The sequence below is a fragment of the Bacillus sp. S2(2024) genome (assembly GCF_050474045.1).
GTDB classification, from domain to species: Bacteria; Bacillota; Bacilli; order Bacillales; family Bacillaceae_G; genus Bacillus_A; species Bacillus_A yunxiaonensis.
Window position 1 is genome coordinate 3,481,448 of sequence record NZ_JBFLUS010000003.1, and the last position, 17,218, is coordinate 3,498,665.

Genomic DNA, 17,218 nt, shown 5'->3' on the forward strand with positions numbered 1-17,218 from the left:
TCCTCCTTTTTCTAGTAATTTGCAAGATACAAAAATAACCGGCTTTTCCTTATATAAAAGCCGGCTTCATCCTTTATAGTTCAAGCTCTCCCATGCGAAGAAGCTCAACAACCGCTTGCGAGCGTCCTTTAACCCCTAGCTTTTGCATCGCATTTGAAATATGGTTACGTACGGTTTTTTCACTAATAAAAAGTTCACTTGCAATTTCCTTTGTTGTTTTATCTTGAACAAGTAACTCAAACACTTCTCTCTCTCTTTTGGTGAGCAACGGTTTGGATTGATATTCTTTTTCCTTCAATTGGTATAACCCTCCCTGCTTAAGCCAGAGCTGTATATGTGTAAGATGGGTGTTTATTTAGTCATGATATTGTATGAATAGAGGCATGTGGTGGTGAATAAAAACAAAGAGAAATTCCATGTATTCATTATAAAAAAGTTGTTTGTATGTCATTTTTGTTTTTCTATGTTTTACACAATGTTTCATTATATAAGAACTCCCCATTTATTACCTCTCTCCTTACTAAATATTTGGCTACAAGACGCTTATACTACATAGTATCTATTCCTGGAAATTTTGCATATTGGTGGTGTAAATATGTTTTCAACAGTCAAAAGACTTCTAATTGGGAGACCGTTAAAATCAACAGCATTAGGAGAGCAGAAGTTAAATAAATTAAAAGCGCTAGCTATCCTGTCTTCTGATGCGCTTTCATCTGTTGCATATGGAACAGAACAAATATTAATTGTTCTTGCAACAATCGGAGCAGTTGCATTTTGGTACTCTATTCCTATTGCTGTCGGTGTTTTAGTTCTATTGACAGCACTTATTTTATCATACCGACAGATTATCTATTCTTACCCACATGGGGGCGGAGCTTACGTTGTTTCTAAAACAAATCTAGGCGTAAATGCAGGACTCATCGCCGGTGGATCATTGTTGGTAGATTATATTCTTACCGTAGCAGTAAGTGTATCAGCAGGAACAGATGCCATTACATCTGCGTTTCCGACTTTACATCGGTACACCGTTCCTATCGCTGTTATACTCGTTATTTTTATTACAATTCTCAACCTTAGAGGAGTAACGGAATCTGCTTCTGTATTAGCTTATCCTGTCTATCTCTTTGTGCTAGCACTCGTTATTTTAATTATTGCTGGGATGTTTAAAATTACACCTGGACAAGTACCGGCCACTTTACACTCACCTATTGGTACGACAGTACCTGGAATTACATTATTCTTCTTATTAAAGGCATTCTCATCCGGGTGTTCTGCATTAACAGGTGTCGAAGCCATTTCCAACGCCATTCCAAATTTTAAAGAACCAGCTGCAAAAAATGCTGCGAACACATTAGTCATGATGGGAGCGATTCTTGCTGTTTTATTCACTGGCATTACCTTTTTAGCGTATTGGTACGGTATTGCCCCTAAACATGCTGAAACTGTCGTTTCTCAAATCGCTTCCAATGTATTCGGAAGAAACTTTGTTTACTACTTTATTCAAGGAGCAACTGCTCTTATTTTAGTGTTAGCTGCCAATACAGGATTCTCAGCATTTCCGTTATTGGCTTACAACTTAGCATCAGATAAATATATGCCTCGCATGTATTTGATGCGTGGTGATCGCTTAGGGTATTCAAACGGTATTATCACACTCAGTTTTGCATCTATTATTTTAATTATCACGTTTCAAGGAAAAACCGAACATTTAATTCCATTATACGCAGTTGGTGTATTCCTCCCTTTCACCTTGTCACAAACGGGTATGATTATAAAATGGATTCGGGGAAAACCAGAAGGATGGTTACCAAAATTACTCACTAACTTATTAGGAGCACTTATTTCCTTAACCGTACTGCTCATTTTCTTTGCAACAAAATTTATGCAAGTTTGGGCTATTCTTATATTTCTACCGATTATTGTATTGATCTTCCATCGTATTTATAAACATTATGACGCAGTGGGTGATCAACTACGTATAACCCCTGACGAATCACCTGAAAAAATTGAGGGAAACATCGTCATCGTACCTATTGCTGGAATTACCAAGGTAGTGGAACAATCACTCAATTACGCTGAATCCATTGGAGATACTGTTATCGCTGTTTACGTGGCCTTTGATAAAGAAAGCGAGATTAAAATGCAGAAGAAATGGAAGGTGTGGAAACCAAATATTCGTCTTGTTACAATAATTTCTTCTTACCGAAGCCTAATGAGACCCATAAAAAAATTAGTAACTACAATTCAAGATAAAGCACAAGAGGAACATTATGCAGTTACCGTTCTCATCCCGCAATTTATTACAAAAAAGAATTGGCATAACTTTTTGCATAACCAATCGAGTGTTTTACTAAGGGTATATCTTTTGTATAAAAAGAATGTTATTGTCTCAACTGTCCCGTATCGATTTAAGAAATAAAGATGCTTTATCTTTATAAAAGACCACAAGCAATGATTAAAAATAGGTCATTGCTTGTGGTTTATTATTTATGTTTATATTTCTCATGCAAACGCACGAAATAAGAAAAAACAGTAACCATATAAAGTGAAACTCCCAGCAGTTATCCCCTATCTATCTTCTTCGCTTCTCTCAATCTTGAGATAAAAGTCTTACTGCCCGTTAATGCGGGATAAAACTGTAATCTTCCTCCAAAAACCATAATATAATTCGATAGTCCCTATTTTTTCCATATAGAATAAAGCATTCACTTCTACATAAAAAAATGATGAATAGTGAAAAGGAGAGATTTCATTATGGATAAAAAATTATGCAAATCTTCTACAGATAAAGTGTTTATCGGTGTTTGTGGTGGCCTAGGGGAATATTTCGGTGTGGACACAAATATGATCCGTATTCTTTGGATAATTGCAATCTTATTTTTCGGAACAGGCTTTTTAGCTTATCTCATTCTTATGTTGCTTATGCCACAATCTGATGAATAAAAGAACTGATACCTTGTATATATTTTAAGATGAATCTTTCATTATTAAATGTAGAACTGCTGCTTCGTTTCCACTATTTTCATAGCTATTTACGATTTGCTTCAAATTGAATGGTAATATTCCTTTTCACTACTGTTACAAAACAAAAGAAAACATCATAATTCTCTTTTCCGCAAGTTGCCTTTGTACTCCATAAACAAAGCAACTTGTTTTTTATGTTGACAAAGAATAATAGTTGTAACTATAATAGTTACATATAGTTGTAACAATATTAATTACAACAAAAATAAAAGTAAATACATTTTTATATAAAACAAAATAAAAAAGGAGAATGATTATGAAACTTGCAGTAGTAGGCGCAACTGGTAACATCGGAAAACAAATTATTGAGGAAGCTTTAACACGCGGACATGAAGTAACCGCTATCGTTCGTGACGCAGCTCGCGTAGAAACAACACATGAAAATTTATATGTTGTAACAGGTGATATTTTTAATGTAGATAGTATTGCAAAAGAGGCTGCAAATCATGATGTTCTAATTAGTGCATTTGGTCCTAAGCACGGTGAAGATGAAAAACTTGTAGAAGCAACACACTCTTTATTACAAGCAGCAAAACAAGCTGGTGTTTCTCGTCTTGTATCTGTCGGAGGCGCAGGCAGCCTAGAAGTAGCACCTGGTTTACAAGTTGTTGATACACCAGACTTCCCGGCAGAATGGAAATCAATCGCATTAGCACACCGCGATGCTCTAGAAGTATATAAACAATCTGATTTCAACTGGACGAATTTAAGTCCTGCTGCGATGATCGAACCAGGTGAGCGCACAGGCAAATACGTAACAGGAACAGATCAACTACTAACAGACGTAAACGGTGAGAGCCGCATTACAATTCCAAATTACGCTGTTGCTTTATTAGACGAAGTAGAAAACCCACAATTTCCTCGTCAACGTTTTACAGTACGTAACGCATAATAAAAGAACCTAGCCATCGTACAAGGCTAGGTTCTTTTATTGTTGTATCTTCTCTTCTAGATTTGTAACAAGCTGTTTTACCTTTACATTTGCAAGAACATTTTCCATCGCGTCTTGCGCTTGCAACAATATAATTTCTAACACAGTTTGAATATTAGCTCCAACTGGGCATTCCACATTTGGATTATCATGAAAAGAAAATAAATGCCCTTCTTCTACAACTTCAACCGCTTTATATACATCAAGTAACGTAACTTTGTCTAAATCTCGAGCTAAAGAAGTACCGCCTTTTCCAGCTTGTACATCAACTAATCCCGCTTTTTTTAACATTCCTGTAATTCGGCGAATAACGACTGGGTTTGTATTGACACTGCCAGCAATCCATTCAGATGTACATCGAGATTTTTTATCGATTTCTAACAATGTTAACATATGAACAGCTACTGTAAAACGACTACTAATCCCCACTTGTATCCCCCTCCTTTATGTTCATTCTTTCTCATTTATTTAAAAATAACGTATCTTTTATTATATACTATTTTCCTTCATCATATAAAGTGAAACTTCCATCGGTAGTGGGTTTCTTCATCTTCCACCTATCTTCTTCGCTGTGTATTAAGGTTATACATTACCATTCATGGATACAGAAAAAAGCCCGATTTGCTTATGAAGAAATCAGACTTTTCTCTATATTAATAACGTCTTATAAATTTAGCAAGATCTTTAAACTTCACTTTATCAGAATAGTTCATCACACCGTTTACATAAATGCGACTTGTAATAAAGTTTAAAAGGAAGATAGTCACAAGTAATAACGATAACGTAATACTAATTTCTAAAGCTCCTGCTTCTCCAGCTACAACACGTGAGAATGTGACCATTGGCGTAAAGAAGGGAATATATGAACCAATAACAACAATTGTACTATTTGGGTCTGTCAATGATTTAATACTAATGAAAAATGCTGCCATAATTAAAATTGCGACTGGAAACGAAACAGATTGTAAGTCTTCTGTTTTGGATACAACAGCTCCAGCTGCTGCATACATCATCGCATATAATAGATACCCTGTAATAAAAAATACAATAAACAGACTAATAACTTTTGCATCTAGCTTCGCAAAATCAATTGGCATCCCAAATAAAGTTGCATCTTCCCATTTTATCCACCCGATTAAAACAGGAACAAAAAAACCACATGCAAGTATAGCAATTTGCAATAACGCAGTTGAAACAACAGCAAGAATTTTAGCGTACATCATTTGCAGCGGTTTCACTTTTGAAAGCATAACCTCCATAACACGAGAAGATTTTTCCGATGCAATATTCATTGCAATGGTATTTCCAAAAGCCATAATAAACATATACAATACAAAAATAAAAATATATGCAATCCCAAAAGAAGCGGAACGATCTTTTATCGCTTCTTCCTTCACTGAAATATCAGTTTGCAATTGCTGCGCTACATCAGATGAGATCTTATTTTCTAAAAGGATTATTTGTGTATATTGCTGTTTAAAATAGTTTGCTATAATTGCAGACATCTCTTGACTTGGAAAACCATTATACATATAAGTTATTTCAGGAACTCCATTTTTTTCTGTAACGTAAAAAAGGCCATTTAAATCCTCTTTTTCTACTTGTTTACGAAGCTTCTCTAATTGACTTTTCTCTGCTACTTGTATTTGAGCTGATGGAAGGATTTTCTGCAATTCATCTTCTTTTACTTTATACGTCGAACTATCTATTACTATTGCCACCTTATCTTTATCTTTATTTTTATCTTTAGCAGAGGTAAAGTGATTAAAAGCAAAAATACCAAACACTATTAAAAATAAAATTCCACTTGTAATAAGTGATTTTTTTGAGAGAAATGATTCTCTAAAATAAAATGAAAACACATGATAAAATTTACGCATCTTTATTTCGCCCTTTCTACAAAAATTTCATTTAAAGTTGGTTCTAACATTTTAAATTGACGTAAATGTAAACCTTTTTCTTGTAATTTTTGCAAGATTGATAGGGCTTCTGTATCTTCCTGAACTTGAATATAAAGAGAACCAAGACGTTTCTCATACATAATCTGTAATGTTTGCAATGCCTTTTCATTTTCTTCGTTATCTTCAATTGTTAAGTTTCGGAATCCATATTCCTTTTTTATATCATTTAAATAACCTTCTACAACTGCTGTACCTTGCTTTAAAATACACACATGCTGACAAAATGCTTCAACTTGCTCCATACGATGACTCGATAAAATAATTGTTTTTCCTCTTTGAATTTGTTCTTCAATAATATTTGCTAACATAGCAGCGTTCACAGGATCTAATCCACTAAACGGCTCATCTAAAATAAGTAAATCTGGATTGTGCAGAAGCGCTGCAATTAATTGGATTTTTTGTTGATTCCCTTTAGATAACTCTCCTGCACGCTTATATTTATATTCAGGGATCAATAATTTACCTAACCAAAAATCAATTGCTGTATCCACTTCTTTTTTTGTCATTCCTTCTAGTCTCCCAAAATAGCGAAGCTGATCAATAACTCGACTTTTCGTATATAGACCTCTCTCTTCAGGAAGATAACCAATTGTTACACCGCTCTTTGAAATCTCTTTGTTATCCCACGCAATACTTCCTTGACTTGGTGCTAATAAACCTAACAACATTTTAATAGTCGTTGTTTTCCCTGCACCATTTCTTCCAAGCAATCCTAGCACTTCGCCTTTTGGCAATATAAGATTCAACTTATTCACAGCAATATTTTCACCAAACTGCTTGGTTAATTGCTGAATTTGTAATGTCATAAATTTCTCTCCTCGCAAATCAAATTATAAATATTTAACAATATATATGAAGAGCATATTTTTACCATATTTTTATTATAACATTGTGCATACTATTCATATAATAAAAATCAATATGCAAAATCGCATCAGTTTATTATTACATTATTATGATATAATTGAGAATTGAGTTTATACATATTTGGAGGGTAATATGAAGAAAAGAAAATTAACAACACTGTTATCTGTTGCATTATTATCTACATCTTTAACAGCATGCAACATGGCGGCAGAAAAAACAACAGCAACAGCAAAAGAAACAAAGGTCCAACTAACGGATCAACAATTAATGGCTGACTTATGGTATCAAACTGCTGGCGAAGTAAAAGCATTATACCATCAAGGCTACAACATAGGTACACAAAAGTTAGATGCAGCTCTTGCTAAGGGGACAAGCAAGAAACCAGCTGTTGTACTAGACTTAGACGAAACCGTTTTAGATAATAGTCCGTACCAAGTAATGACGGTTAAAACAGGAAAAGGCTATCCTTATAAATGGGATGACTGGATTAACAAAGCAGAAGCAGAAGCGCTTCCTGGTGCAATTGATTTCTTAAAATATGCAGACTCTAAAGGTGTAGACATTTATTACATTTCAAATCGTAAAACAAACCAACTAGATGCAACTACTAAAAATTTAGAACATATCGGTGCTCCCCAAGCAACAAAAGAACACATTTTACTACAAGAACCGAAAGAACAAGGAAAAGAAAAGCGCCGTGAACTCGTTTCATCAACACATGACATCGTTTTATTATTTGGCGATAATTTATCAGATTTCACTGGGTTTGATGGATTATCCGCGCAAGATCGTAATAAGAAAGTAGAAGAAACAAAAGCGCAATTTGGTGAAAAATACATCGTTTTCCCTAATCCAATGTATGGTGACTGGGAAGGTGCTTTATATGACTATAACTTTAAAAAATCAGATGCAGAAAAAGATAAAATCCGCAGGGATAACTTAAAATCATTTGAAGATAAAAAATAAAGGATGGCGCTATGCCATCCTTTATTTTTTATCTTTTATAAGAGGTAAAATAAATACTTCTACTCGTCTATTTTTCGCTCTTCCTTCCGGTGTATCATTCGATGCGACAGGACGATATTCTCCGTAACCAATTGCACTAAACTTTTGCGGAAGTAATTGGTTATTTTGGAGCAACACTTGCATGAAATTAACAGCACGCTGCGTACTTAACTCCCAGTTAGAAGCAAAATTTGCGTTAGAGATTGGAACATTATCCGTATGTCCTGATACAGTAATTTCTCGAGGAGATGCTGCTACTAATAATGTTGCCATCTCTTGCGCCATGTTCAGCGACTCTGGCTTTACAGTAGCTTGCCCAGAATCAAAGAGTGCATTATCTAAAATTGTTACCATTAATCCACGTTCAGTAAGTTCTGTTTTAAACGAAGATGTAAGTCCTTTTTCTTGGATATATGTATCAATTCCTTTTTGTACTTCTTTTAATTCATTCATTTCTTGCTGTTTCACTTCTGCCTCTGCTTGTTTCTTAATCTTTTCAGACTCCGGGCGCTTGTCAGATAAATCTTTCTCAGATGCTGGTTTTTGATCATTTAAGAACTCCTTGTTCCCTGTTCCACCTGAGAGCTCTGATTTAAAAGCAACCGCCATTTGTTTAAACTTTGCTGCATCAATACTACTCATTGCAAACAAAACGATAAATAGTGCAAACAACAAGGTTAACATGTCTGCATATGGAATGAGCCATGTTTCATCGATATGATCCTCATGCTTTTTTTTCTTCTTCTTTCTACTACGCATCTTCTTTCGCTCCCTGCTCTAGCTTTTTACGCTCAGTTTCAGAGAGTGCACCTAGAATGCGGTTCTTCATAACAAATGGGTATGTACCAGCTTGAAGCATTAATAAACATTCAATCATTAAACGTTTCTTTTCAATTTCTTGCGCGGACTTTTGCTTTAATTTGTTCGCAAATGGATGCCACAAAACATAACCAGAAAAAATACCAAAGATCGTTGCAATAAACGCACTGGAAATCGCATGACCTAGCTTATCAATATCTGATAAATTACCTAGTGCAGCTACAAGTCCAATGACAGCTCCTAAAACGCCAAGTGTCGGTGCATATGTACCAGCTTGCGAGAAAATGCCAGCTCCTTTTGCGTGACGCTCTTCTATCGCTTCAATTTCTGCTTCTAATATTTGCTCGAGATCTTCTGCTGATACACCATCAATAACAAATTTCAAACCCCTCATCAGAAATTCATCTTCGACTTTATCTAATTGCTGTTCTAAAGATAAAATACCGTATTTTCTACTTTCTGACGTCCAATGAACAAATAGTTCCAACACTTCTTCATACTTCATTTCCTTTTTGTTATTACCAAAAATAATTTTAAATAATTTAGGAATTCTTTTTAATTGACTCACTGGAAAGGCAATACAGACCGCTGCAATGGTTCCTATAAAAATAATTAAAAATGCAGCGGGATTTAATAGAGCACTAAGTGCAGCCCCTTTCAAAAACATTCCTAATACAACGGCAACTATCGCAAGGATAATGCCAATGATTGATGCCAAATCCATCGTTGTTCCCTCCTAGATTATTCGATACAAGTAAGAAGCTACATATCACATTATAATCGTTAAATCGTTCTATAAATATATATTACATAAAAAATAGAATTCTTGAAAGATTGCAATGCGTCATTTTTTAAAAAATCATGAGAAATCGACTTTTTTTTACAAATTTTTTTCAATTTTGTTACATGAGGGCTCCTTTATTTCTTTTTACATACGATAGACTTATAATGTAAAAGATAATAGAGTACGAGTATTTTAGAAAGGAATAAATCGGTTAAAAATTATGAAAAAGAGAATTATAAAAAGAACAATTTTAATTTCAATTACGATTCTTATTGTTGTTTCTTTAATAAATTTTGGTTCTAAAGCTTTTACAGGAAATATACATAATCAAGCATCAGCAGTTGAAACAAATCAGGATGCTAAACATCCAAAAGAGGAGATTCCTCCATTCCCAAAAGCAAGTGCAACAGCAAAAAAAATTGATGAACAATTTTCACTTGTAAATAACACTGATTCATTACTCGTTTTAGTAAACAAGCATCGCAAGCTCCCAGATTCTTACACACCACGCGATTTAACAAAACCAAATGTTCCATTTTTAAGTCTGCAAGATAAGGAAAAAACATTACTTCGTAAACCGGCAGCAGATGCCCTAGAAAAAATGTTTGAAGCAGCAAAACAACAAGGGATTGAACTTACTGCAGTATCTGGATTCCGCTCTTACAAGCGACAAGAGTCATTGCATAATACATATGTAAATCGTCAAGGAAAAGAAGCTGCTGATGCGTTAAGTGCTATTCCTGGGACAAGCGAACACCAAACTGGACTTGCTATGGATATTAGCTCTAAATCAGCAAAATTTCAATTGGAGCCGATATTTGGAGAAACACCTGAAGGAAAGTGGGTAGCGGAGCATGCTCACGAATTCGGATTTGTCATTCGCTATCCAGAAGATAAAACAGACATTACAGGATATGATTATGAACCGTGGCATCTTCGTTTTGTCGGCAATCCGCAGGCTACATATTTATATAAACATCACCTGACATTAGAAGAAGCAATGGAAGACAAAAAATAAGAGAGCGATGCGCTCTCTTATTTTTTAATCTAATAACCGTTGTTTCCATTCCGCTGGCCAAGGTACTCCTTTTCCTGTTTGTTTAGAAGCCTGTACCATCGCTCCTCGCCCTACTAAGCAAATCTCTCCCGCCTCGTTCTTCACCATATAGTGTAAGTCTAAAGATGAATTTCCAATATTCCCTGCTTTTACATATACTTTTAAATTCTCATCAAAGAACACTTGCTTTAAAAAATTACATTGTAAATCCGCCACTACAATCATTGTTTCTGATTCTGCATGTACCCATTCTTGCATAAAACCAAGCTCTTTAAAAAATTCAATACGCGCTTCTTCAAAATACGTAAATGCAACACCGTTATTCATATGCCCAAACATATCCGTTTCAGAAAAACGAACTTTTATAGGAATATAGAATGAAAATGTACTTTCCCATTGCTTAAAATCTTCAACATAATGAATCTTCTTCACACTATTCAGCTCCTTTGGAATTCCTCTCCCTATATATTATTTGATTTTTCTGAATTAAAAACCTACAAAATTACAATTCATTAAGGTAAAAATAAGTATACTTCAATGTAAAAATATAATTAAGTAACTTAAATAAAAATAATATAAATATTGCCTCTTCAAACTGAAGAGGCAATATAGATTAATAGTTATTGTCACTACCAAAGAAGTCTTTAAATGATTGAATCGTTGTATCACGGTTTAATGCCGCAATCGATGTCGTTAATGGAATTCCTTTTGGACAAGATTGTACACAGTTTTGTGAGTTACCGCAGTTTGCAAGTCCTCCATCACCCATGATTGCACGTAATCGATCAGCTTTATGCATTTCACCTGTTGGATGTGCATTGAATAAACGAGCTTGTGATAGTGGCGCTGGACCGATAAAGTCAGATTTATCATTTACGTTCGGACATGATTCTAAACATACACCACAAGTCATACATTTTGATAGTTCATATGCCCACTGACGCTTTTTCTCTGGCATTCTTGGCCCTGGACCTAAGTCATACGTACCATCAATCGGAATCCATGCTTTAACACGCTTTAATGCATTAAACATACGGCTGCGATCCACTTGCAAGTCACGAATAACCGGGAATGTTTTCATCGGTTTTAAGCGAATCGGTTGTTCAAGTTGATCAATAAGTGCTGTACATGATTGACGTGGTTTTCCGTTGATCACCATCGAACATGCTCCACACACTTCTTCTAAACAGTTCATATCCCAAGCAATAGGTGTTGTATGATTCCCTTTCGCATCAACAGGATTACGACGAATTTCCATTAGTGCCGAAATGATATTCATATTTGGGCGATATGGAATTTCAAATTCTTGATCATACTCCTGAGAGTTCGGACCATCTTGTCTTGTAATAATAAGGCGGATTGTTTTCTCAGACATGTTGCTTATCCCCCTTCTCTTCTCCCTTAGCAGCTACTTCATGCTTTGAGGAATAGTCGCGTTTACGTGGTTTGATTAATGAAATATCAACGTCTTCGTAATGGAATGCTGGTGCATTTCCTGCTCCCTCAAACTTCGCCATTGTTGTTTTTAAGAAGTTCTCATCATCACGATCTGGGAATTCTGGTTTATAATGTGCACCACGGCTTTCATTACGGTTATATGCACCAATTGTAATAACACGAGCTAATTCAAGCATATTTGCCAGTTGACGTGTAAACGAAGCACCTTGGTTACTCCATTTCGCCGTATCGTTAATGTTAATGCGTTTATAACGCTCTATTAACTCTTGGATTTTCGCATCTGTGTCTAATAATTTTTTATTTTCACGAACTACTGTTACGTTATCTGTCATCCATTCCCCAAGCTCTTTATGAAGAACATATGCATTTTCATTACCATCTAACGTTAAAATATTGTTGAATTTTTCTGTTTCGATTAATTCATTTTGCTCATATAAAGCAGATGAAACAGCATCTGATGATTTTGAAAGACCTTTCATATATTCAATTGCATTTGGTCCTGCTACCATACCGCCGTAAATCGCTGATAATAATGAGTTCGCACCTAGTCGGTTACCACCGTGCATAGAGTAATCACACTCACCCGCAGCAAACAATCCTGGAATATTTGTCATTTGTTTATAATCAACCCATAGTCCGCCCATTGAGTAGTGAACAGCTGGGAAGATTTTCATTGGTACTTTACGTGGATCATCACCCATGAATTTTTCATAGATTTCAATAATACCACCTAGTTTAATATCAAGCTCTTTCGGATCTTTATGAGAAAGATCAAGATATACCATGTTTTCACCGTTAATACCAAGCTTTTGCTCAACACATACATCGAAAATTTCACGCGTTGCAATATCACGAGGTACAAGGTTTCCGTATGCTGGATATTTCTCTTCAAGGAAATACCAAGGCTTACCGTCTTTATATGTCCAAACGCGGCCACCTTCACCACGTGCAGATTCACTCATTAGGCGTAATTTATCATCGCCTGGAATTGCTGTTGGGTGAATTTGAATAAACTCACCGTTTGCATAGTATGCACCTTGCTGATACACAGCAGATGCTGCTGTACCTGTATTAATAATAGAGTTCGTAGATTTTCCGAAGATGATACCAGGACCACCTGTTGCCATAATTACAGCGTCAGCTGGAAAACTTTTAATCTCCATAGATTTTAAGTCTTGCGCTACGATCCCGCGGCATACGCCTTCGTCATCCACAACAGCGCGTAAGAAATCCCAGCCCTCATATTTCGTAACAAGACCTGCTACTTCATGACGGCGTACTTGCTCATCTAATGCATATAATAATTGCTGTCCTGTTGTCGCACCAGCAAATGCTGTGCGGTGATGCTGCGTTCCACCAAAGCGACGGAAATCTAGTAACCCTTCTTCCGTACGGTTAAACATAACACCCATGCGATCCATTAAATGAATAATACCAGGCGCTGCATCGCACATCGCTTTTACAGGAGGCTGGTTCGCTAAGAAGTCCCCTCCATAAATTGTATCGTCAAAGTGAATCCACGGAGAATCCCCTTCACCTTTTGTATTTACAGCCCCGTTAATGCCGCCTTGTGCACATACAGAGTGAGAACGTTTCACTGGTACTAAAGAGAATAGTTCTACATTCACGCCTGCTTCCGCTGCTTTAATCGTTGCCATTAAGCCGGCTAATCCACCGCCAACTACAATAAGTTTCCCTTTCATGCTCTTCCACTCCTTACAAGTTTGCTAGACTTGGATTAATGAACGCAAATAATGCGCTCACTCCTACGTAAGATAACGCTAAGAAAATTGCTAATGTTACATACGTAGAAATACGCTGTGAACGTGGTGACACCGTGATACCCCAGCTAATGCAGAATGTCCATAATCCATTTGCAAAGTGGAAAATAGCCGATACAACCCCTACTAAGTAGAAACCGAACATAAATGGATTGCTTAAAAGATTTGCCATCATATCATAGTTTACCGTTTGTCCCAATGCAGCTTGAATGCGCGTTTCCCAAACGTGCCAAGCTAAGAAAATCAGCGTAAATACTCCTGTGAATCGTTGCAGAACGAACATCCAGTTACGGAAGTAGCTGTAAGATGTCGCATTGTTCTTTGCTGTAAATGCGATATATAAACCGTATACAGCATGGTACAACAATGGTAAGAAAATCACAAAGATTTCTAATGCGTACCGGAATGGAAGCATTTCCATAAAATGAGCAGCATTATTGAAAGACTCTGCTCCTTGTGTTGCAAAGTGGTTTACTACTAAATGTTGTGTCATAAAGACACCGATTGGAATGACACCCATTAATGAGTGCCACTTGCGAAACGTATACTCGCGGCCTTTCATGTCCCCTTTACCCCCCTTGAATGTTTGACTACTGTTTGTCACGTTACTTTATAACAATAGCATTTTTTCACTATTGCTATAAGAAAAACTGAAAAAATTATTCGCAATATTTCAGCATAATTTGATACCAAGTTCATTTTACTCCTATTTTTGTCGAAGCGTCAAGAAAACGTATACATAATCTGTATATAATTTTTATATTCTTTTTTTCATTCTCTACATCAGATTTTTTCCTAAGAAATTGCTGTGTTTATCTATATAAAATGGTATATAATATTGGCAGTATAGAAAGTGGGGAATATTGTGAGTACAAAAAAAATCGAGAGTGAATCTTTACAAAATATTTCAATGAATGCTTTTGCCTACGAATTGCTTCGTGAAGAATTACTCCCTGACTTAATAGGGAAAGAATTAGATGCTATTCTATATTGGGCTGGCAGAAACTTAGCACGAAAATATCCATTAGAAACAATCGATGAAGTGATTCAATTTTTCGTAAAAGCTGGATGGGGTGACTTAACCATCATTGAACATAAACGCCGTGAAATGCAATTTAAACTAACAGGTGATCTTATTAAAGAACGCCAACAACAAAATAGACACTCTTCTTACCAATTAGAAGCTGGTTTTATTGCAGAACAAATTCAAAAACAGCGTAGTGTAATCGCTGAATCTTATGAGGAACAAAAAAAGCGTTCTGACTCTATTCTGTTTCTTGTACAATGGGATGTAAAAGATCCTGTCGAAGTATAATATGCTTTCTATGAGTCAACTAGGCATAACAATGTCCAGTTGACTTTTTATCTATGTGTAAATATTATATATTCCCAAGCTATAACAAAAAAATAGAAGACACTGTAAATTACAATGTCTTCCCTGTTAAATATGAATGAATAGTCTCTGCTATTTTTTGTGGCATTCCTGCTTCTATAATGTCTGTAACAGACGCTTCTTTCATTTTCTTAAGAGAACCAAAATGTTTTAAAAGTGCTTTCTTCCGCTTTTCTCCTACCCCCGGTATATCATCCAATGCCGATTGAATCACAGATTTCCCGTGAATTTGACGATGGAATGTAATAGCAAAACGGTGCACTTCATCTTGAATACGCTGCAATAAGTAAAACTCTTGACTATTACGCTCTAACATAACAGGTTCAGGCGGTTCACCGATTATTAAATGTGACGTGCGATGTTTATCATCTTTTACGAGTCCTGCTGTTGGAATAAAAAGACCCAGTTCATTTTCTAACACATCACATACCGCAGCTAAATGACCTTTTCCACCATCGATTACAATTAAATCAGGAAGAGGCAAGTTTTCTTTTAAAGCACGTGTGTAACGGCGGCGCACAACTTCGCGCATCGATTCATAATCATCCGGTCCTTGCACTGTTTTAATTTTATATTTTCGATACTCTTTTTTTGCAGGTTTTCCATCAATAAAGACAATCATGGCGGAAACTGGGTTTACCCCTTGAATGTTAGAGTTATCAAACGCTTCAATTCTGTGCGGCGTTTCAATCCCAAGATGTTCTCCTAAGTTTTCTACAGCCTTAATTGAACGTTCTTCATCGCGTTCAATTAAATAAAATTTTTCATGCAGCGCAATTTTAGCATTCTTACTCGCTAAGTCAACGAGTTCTTTTTTCTTGCCGCGTTTTGGTTGCGTCGCTTCTACTTCTAAAAATTTTCCGATCAGTTCATTATCAATGCTGCTTGGTACAACAATTTCTTTCGGTTTAAAATGATTATTTTGTTCATAAAATTGCCCGATAAATGTCAAGAAACCTTCTTCTGGATCATCATAAATGGGAAACATCGAAACATCTCGCTCGATTAACTTTCCTTTTCGAACAAAGAAAACTTGCACACACATCCAGCCTTTATCTACCGCATAACCAAACACATCGCGGTCGACTAAGTCACTCATAATCATCTTCTGTTTTTCCATGATCGCATCTATATGAGCAATTTGATCTCGTAATTCTTTCGCTCGTTCGAACTCTAATTTTTCCGATGCTTCATACATTTTCGCTTCCAATTCCGAACGAATTTCTTTATGTCCACCATTTAAAAATTTAATAATCCCATCTACAATTTCCTTATTTTGTTCATCCGTTACTTCTTTCACACAAGGAGCTAAACATTGTCCCATATGATAATATAAACAAACTTTATCTGGTATATTTGTACATTTCCGAAGTGGATACATACGATCTAACAATTTTTTTGTTTCATGAGCCGACTGCGAATTTGGATACGGGCCAAAATATTTTCCTTTATCCTTTTTCACATTTCTCGTGATGAGCAAACGCGGCTGTTTTTCAGCTGTAATTTTAATAAATGGGTATGTTTTATCATCTTTTAATTGGATGTTATATTTTGGATCATATTTTTTGATTAAATTTAATTCTAAAATGAGTGCCTCCAGATTCGAGGAGGTCACAATATACTCAAAGTCAACAATTTCTCCGACAAGACGTAGTGTTTTCCCATCGTGCGATCCGGTAAAATACGAGCGCACACGATTTTTTAACACCTTTGCCTTCCCAACATATATAACTGTTCCTTGCTTATCTTTCATTAAATAACAGCCCGGTTGATCTGGTAAAATCGCTAACTTCTCTTTTAAATGCTCGTGCACTCGTATTCCTCCGTTCCTCGCATGTTTATCATTCTTGTTTCCCCTAGAAAAATACAACACGCTATTTTCCCAACATACGTTCTTTTATCCCGCATTAACGGGCAGTAAGCCCCCCACCTCAAGATTCAAAGGAAAACAAGGAAGAAAGTTGGGGGATAACTGCCCGTAAAAGCCCGATTGGTTCAACTAACCATCAGTGGGAAATGATAAAACCCCACTGATGGAAGTTTCACTTTATTGTAATGGAAAGCAGAAAAAAATGAAAACATTATACACGTTTTCCTCTTTTCGCTCCGCAACTAAATGGAACATTTTTCTGCATAAT

17 protein-coding genes are annotated in these 17,218 nt (G+C 35.9%); 6 read left to right on the forward strand and 11 right to left on the reverse strand.

What is annotated here, in order from left to right:
• Window positions 1–73: 73 nt before the first annotated feature.
• Entirely contained in the window at window positions 74–298 is a 225-nt protein-coding gene (gerE, locus tag AB1284_RS17650) for a spore germination transcription factor GerE (RefSeq protein WP_020060005.1), read from the reverse strand.
• A gap of 297 nt (window positions 299–595) precedes the next feature.
• Here gerE and AB1284_RS17655 point away from each other — a divergent pair, with 297 nt between their 5' ends.
• From AB1284_RS17655 to AB1284_RS17665, 3 genes are all read left to right on the forward strand, one after another.
• The gene (locus AB1284_RS17655; RefSeq protein ID WP_429753682.1) at window positions 596–2,419 is read left to right on the forward strand and encodes an APC family permease; all 1,824 of its coding nucleotides are present in this window, start codon (window positions 596–598) and stop codon (window positions 2,417–2,419) included.
• Between the two features lie 335 nt (window positions 2,420–2,754).
• Window positions 2,755–2,943, forward strand: coding sequence for a PspC domain-containing protein (locus tag AB1284_RS17660; protein WP_429753681.1), 189 nt, complete (start codon window positions 2,755–2,757; stop codon window positions 2,941–2,943).
• Window positions 2,944–3,280: 337 nt separating this feature from the next.
• Complete coding sequence (locus AB1284_RS17665) at window positions 3,281–3,916, forward strand: NAD(P)-dependent oxidoreductase (RefSeq protein WP_429753680.1); 636 nt, start codon at window positions 3,281–3,283, stop codon at window positions 3,914–3,916.
• Between the two features lie 36 nt (window positions 3,917–3,952).
• On the opposite strand, the gene AB1284_RS17670 is transcribed toward AB1284_RS17665, so the two are convergent.
• The 3 genes from AB1284_RS17670 to AB1284_RS17680 all read right to left on the reverse strand — a co-directional run bounded on the left by AB1284_RS17670 (window position 3,953) and on the right by AB1284_RS17680 (window position 6,722).
• Window positions 3,953–4,384 carry an Rrf2 family transcriptional regulator gene (locus AB1284_RS17670; protein ID WP_429753679.1) on the reverse strand — a complete coding sequence of 144 codons (432 nt, stop codon included), beginning with the start codon at window positions 4,382–4,384 and terminating at the stop codon, window positions 3,953–3,955.
• Window positions 4,385–4,608: 224 nt separating this feature from the next.
• Complete coding sequence (locus AB1284_RS17675) at window positions 4,609–5,835, reverse strand: ABC transporter permease (RefSeq protein WP_429753678.1); 1,227 nt, start codon at window positions 5,833–5,835, stop codon at window positions 4,609–4,611.
• 2 nt (window positions 5,836–5,837) lie between these two features.
• Window positions 5,838–6,722: an ABC transporter ATP-binding protein gene (locus AB1284_RS17680; protein WP_429753677.1), complete on the reverse strand. Its 885-nt coding sequence runs from the start codon at window positions 6,720–6,722 to the stop codon at window positions 5,838–5,840.
• Between the two features lie 193 nt (window positions 6,723–6,915).
• Between AB1284_RS17680 and AB1284_RS17685 the strand changes: the two genes are divergently transcribed.
• Entirely contained in the window at window positions 6,916–7,749 is an 834-nt protein-coding gene (locus AB1284_RS17685; RefSeq protein WP_429753676.1) for a 5'-nucleotidase, lipoprotein e(P4) family, read from the forward strand.
• A 21-nt stretch (window positions 7,750–7,770) separates the two neighbouring features.
• On the opposite strand, the gene motB is transcribed toward AB1284_RS17685, so the two are convergent.
• Both motB and motA read right to left on the reverse strand, forming a co-directional pair.
• Complete coding sequence (gene motB / locus AB1284_RS17690) at window positions 7,771–8,547, reverse strand: flagellar motor protein MotB (RefSeq protein ID WP_429753675.1); 777 nt, start codon at window positions 8,545–8,547, stop codon at window positions 7,771–7,773.
• Entirely contained in the window at window positions 8,540–9,331 is a 792-nt protein-coding gene (motA, locus tag AB1284_RS17695; protein WP_429753674.1) for a flagellar motor stator protein MotA, read from the reverse strand. The genes motB and motA overlap by 8 nt, the downstream gene beginning before the upstream one ends.
• Window positions 9,332–9,626: 295 nt before the next feature.
• Here motA and AB1284_RS17700 point away from each other — a divergent pair, with 295 nt between their 5' ends.
• Window positions 9,627–10,409, forward strand: a complete 783-nt coding sequence (locus AB1284_RS17700; RefSeq protein ID WP_429754432.1) for a M15 family metallopeptidase — start codon at window positions 9,627–9,629, stop codon at window positions 10,407–10,409.
• Window positions 10,410–10,433: 24 nt separating this feature from the next.
• Here the strand turns inward: AB1284_RS17700 and AB1284_RS17705 are convergent, their stop codons facing one another.
• The 4 genes from AB1284_RS17705 to AB1284_RS17720 all read right to left on the reverse strand — a co-directional run bounded on the left by AB1284_RS17705 (window position 10,434) and on the right by AB1284_RS17720 (window position 14,249).
• The gene (locus AB1284_RS17705) at window positions 10,434–10,880 is read right to left on the reverse strand and encodes an acyl-CoA thioesterase (RefSeq protein ID WP_429753673.1); all 447 of its coding nucleotides are present in this window, start codon (window positions 10,878–10,880) and stop codon (window positions 10,434–10,436) included.
• 181 nt (window positions 10,881–11,061) lie between these two features.
• Window positions 11,062–11,823 carry a succinate dehydrogenase iron-sulfur subunit gene (sdhB, locus tag AB1284_RS17710; protein ID WP_336481862.1) on the reverse strand — a complete coding sequence of 254 codons (762 nt, stop codon included), beginning with the start codon at window positions 11,821–11,823 and terminating at the stop codon, window positions 11,062–11,064.
• Window positions 11,816–13,609 carry a succinate dehydrogenase flavoprotein subunit gene (gene sdhA, locus AB1284_RS17715; RefSeq protein ID WP_429753672.1) on the reverse strand — a complete coding sequence of 598 codons (1,794 nt, stop codon included), beginning with the start codon at window positions 13,607–13,609 and terminating at the stop codon, window positions 11,816–11,818. Before sdhA ends, sdhB begins: the two co-directional genes overlap by 8 nt.
• A 13-nt stretch (window positions 13,610–13,622) precedes the next feature.
• Window positions 13,623–14,249 carry a succinate dehydrogenase cytochrome b558 subunit gene (locus AB1284_RS17720; protein ID WP_429753671.1) on the reverse strand — a complete coding sequence of 209 codons (627 nt, stop codon included), beginning with the start codon at window positions 14,247–14,249 and terminating at the stop codon, window positions 13,623–13,625.
• Window positions 14,250–14,597: 348 nt separating this feature from the next.
• Between AB1284_RS17720 and AB1284_RS17725 the strand changes: the two genes are divergently transcribed.
• Complete coding sequence (locus tag AB1284_RS17725) at window positions 14,598–15,002, forward strand: YslB family protein (protein WP_429754431.1); 405 nt, start codon at window positions 14,598–14,600, stop codon at window positions 15,000–15,002.
• Between the two features lie 109 nt (window positions 15,003–15,111).
• Here the strand turns inward: AB1284_RS17725 and uvrC are convergent, their stop codons facing one another.
• The gene (gene uvrC, locus AB1284_RS17730; RefSeq protein ID WP_429753670.1) at window positions 15,112–16,893 is read right to left on the reverse strand and encodes an excinuclease ABC subunit UvrC; all 1,782 of its coding nucleotides are present in this window, start codon (window positions 16,891–16,893) and stop codon (window positions 15,112–15,114) included.
• Between the last annotated feature and the right edge of the window lie 325 nt (window positions 16,894–17,218).

Excerpts from the sequence above, each read along its gene's own strand:
- sdhA (WP_429753672.1), bottom strand. The coding sequence starts at position 13,609 with ATGAAAGGGAAACTTATTGTAGTTGGCGGTGGATTAGCCGGCTTAATG.
- AB1284_RS17665 (WP_429753680.1), top strand. The coding sequence starts at position 3,281 with ATGAAACTTGCAGTAGTAGGCGCAACTGGTAACATCGGAAAACAAATT.
- AB1284_RS17675 (WP_429753678.1), bottom strand. The coding sequence starts at position 5,835 with ATGCGTAAATTTTATCATGTGTTTTCATTTTATTTTAGAGAATCATTT.
- AB1284_RS17725 (WP_429754431.1), top strand. The coding sequence starts at position 14,598 with ATGAATGCTTTTGCCTACGAATTGCTTCGTGAAGAATTACTCCCTGAC.
- AB1284_RS17660 (WP_429753681.1), top strand. The coding sequence starts at position 2,755 with ATGGATAAAAAATTATGCAAATCTTCTACAGATAAAGTGTTTATCGGT.
- AB1284_RS17655 (WP_429753682.1), top strand. The coding sequence starts at position 596 with ATGTTTTCAACAGTCAAAAGACTTCTAATTGGGAGACCGTTAAAATCA.
- AB1284_RS17680 (WP_429753677.1), bottom strand. The coding sequence starts at position 6,722 with ATGACATTACAAATTCAGCAATTAACCAAGCAGTTTGGTGAAAATATT.
- AB1284_RS17720 (WP_429753671.1), bottom strand. The coding sequence starts at position 14,249 with ATGAAAGGCCGCGAGTATACGTTTCGCAAGTGGCACTCATTAATGGGT.
- sdhB (WP_336481862.1), bottom strand. The coding sequence starts at position 11,823 with ATGTCTGAGAAAACAATCCGCCTTATTATTACAAGACAAGATGGTCCG.
- motB (WP_429753675.1), bottom strand. The coding sequence starts at position 8,547 with ATGCGTAGTAGAAAGAAGAAGAAAAAAAAGCATGAGGATCATATCGAT.
- AB1284_RS17685 (WP_429753676.1), top strand. The coding sequence starts at position 6,916 with ATGAAGAAAAGAAAATTAACAACACTGTTATCTGTTGCATTATTATCT.
- motA (WP_429753674.1), bottom strand. The coding sequence starts at position 9,331 with ATGGATTTGGCATCAATCATTGGCATTATCCTTGCGATAGTTGCCGTT.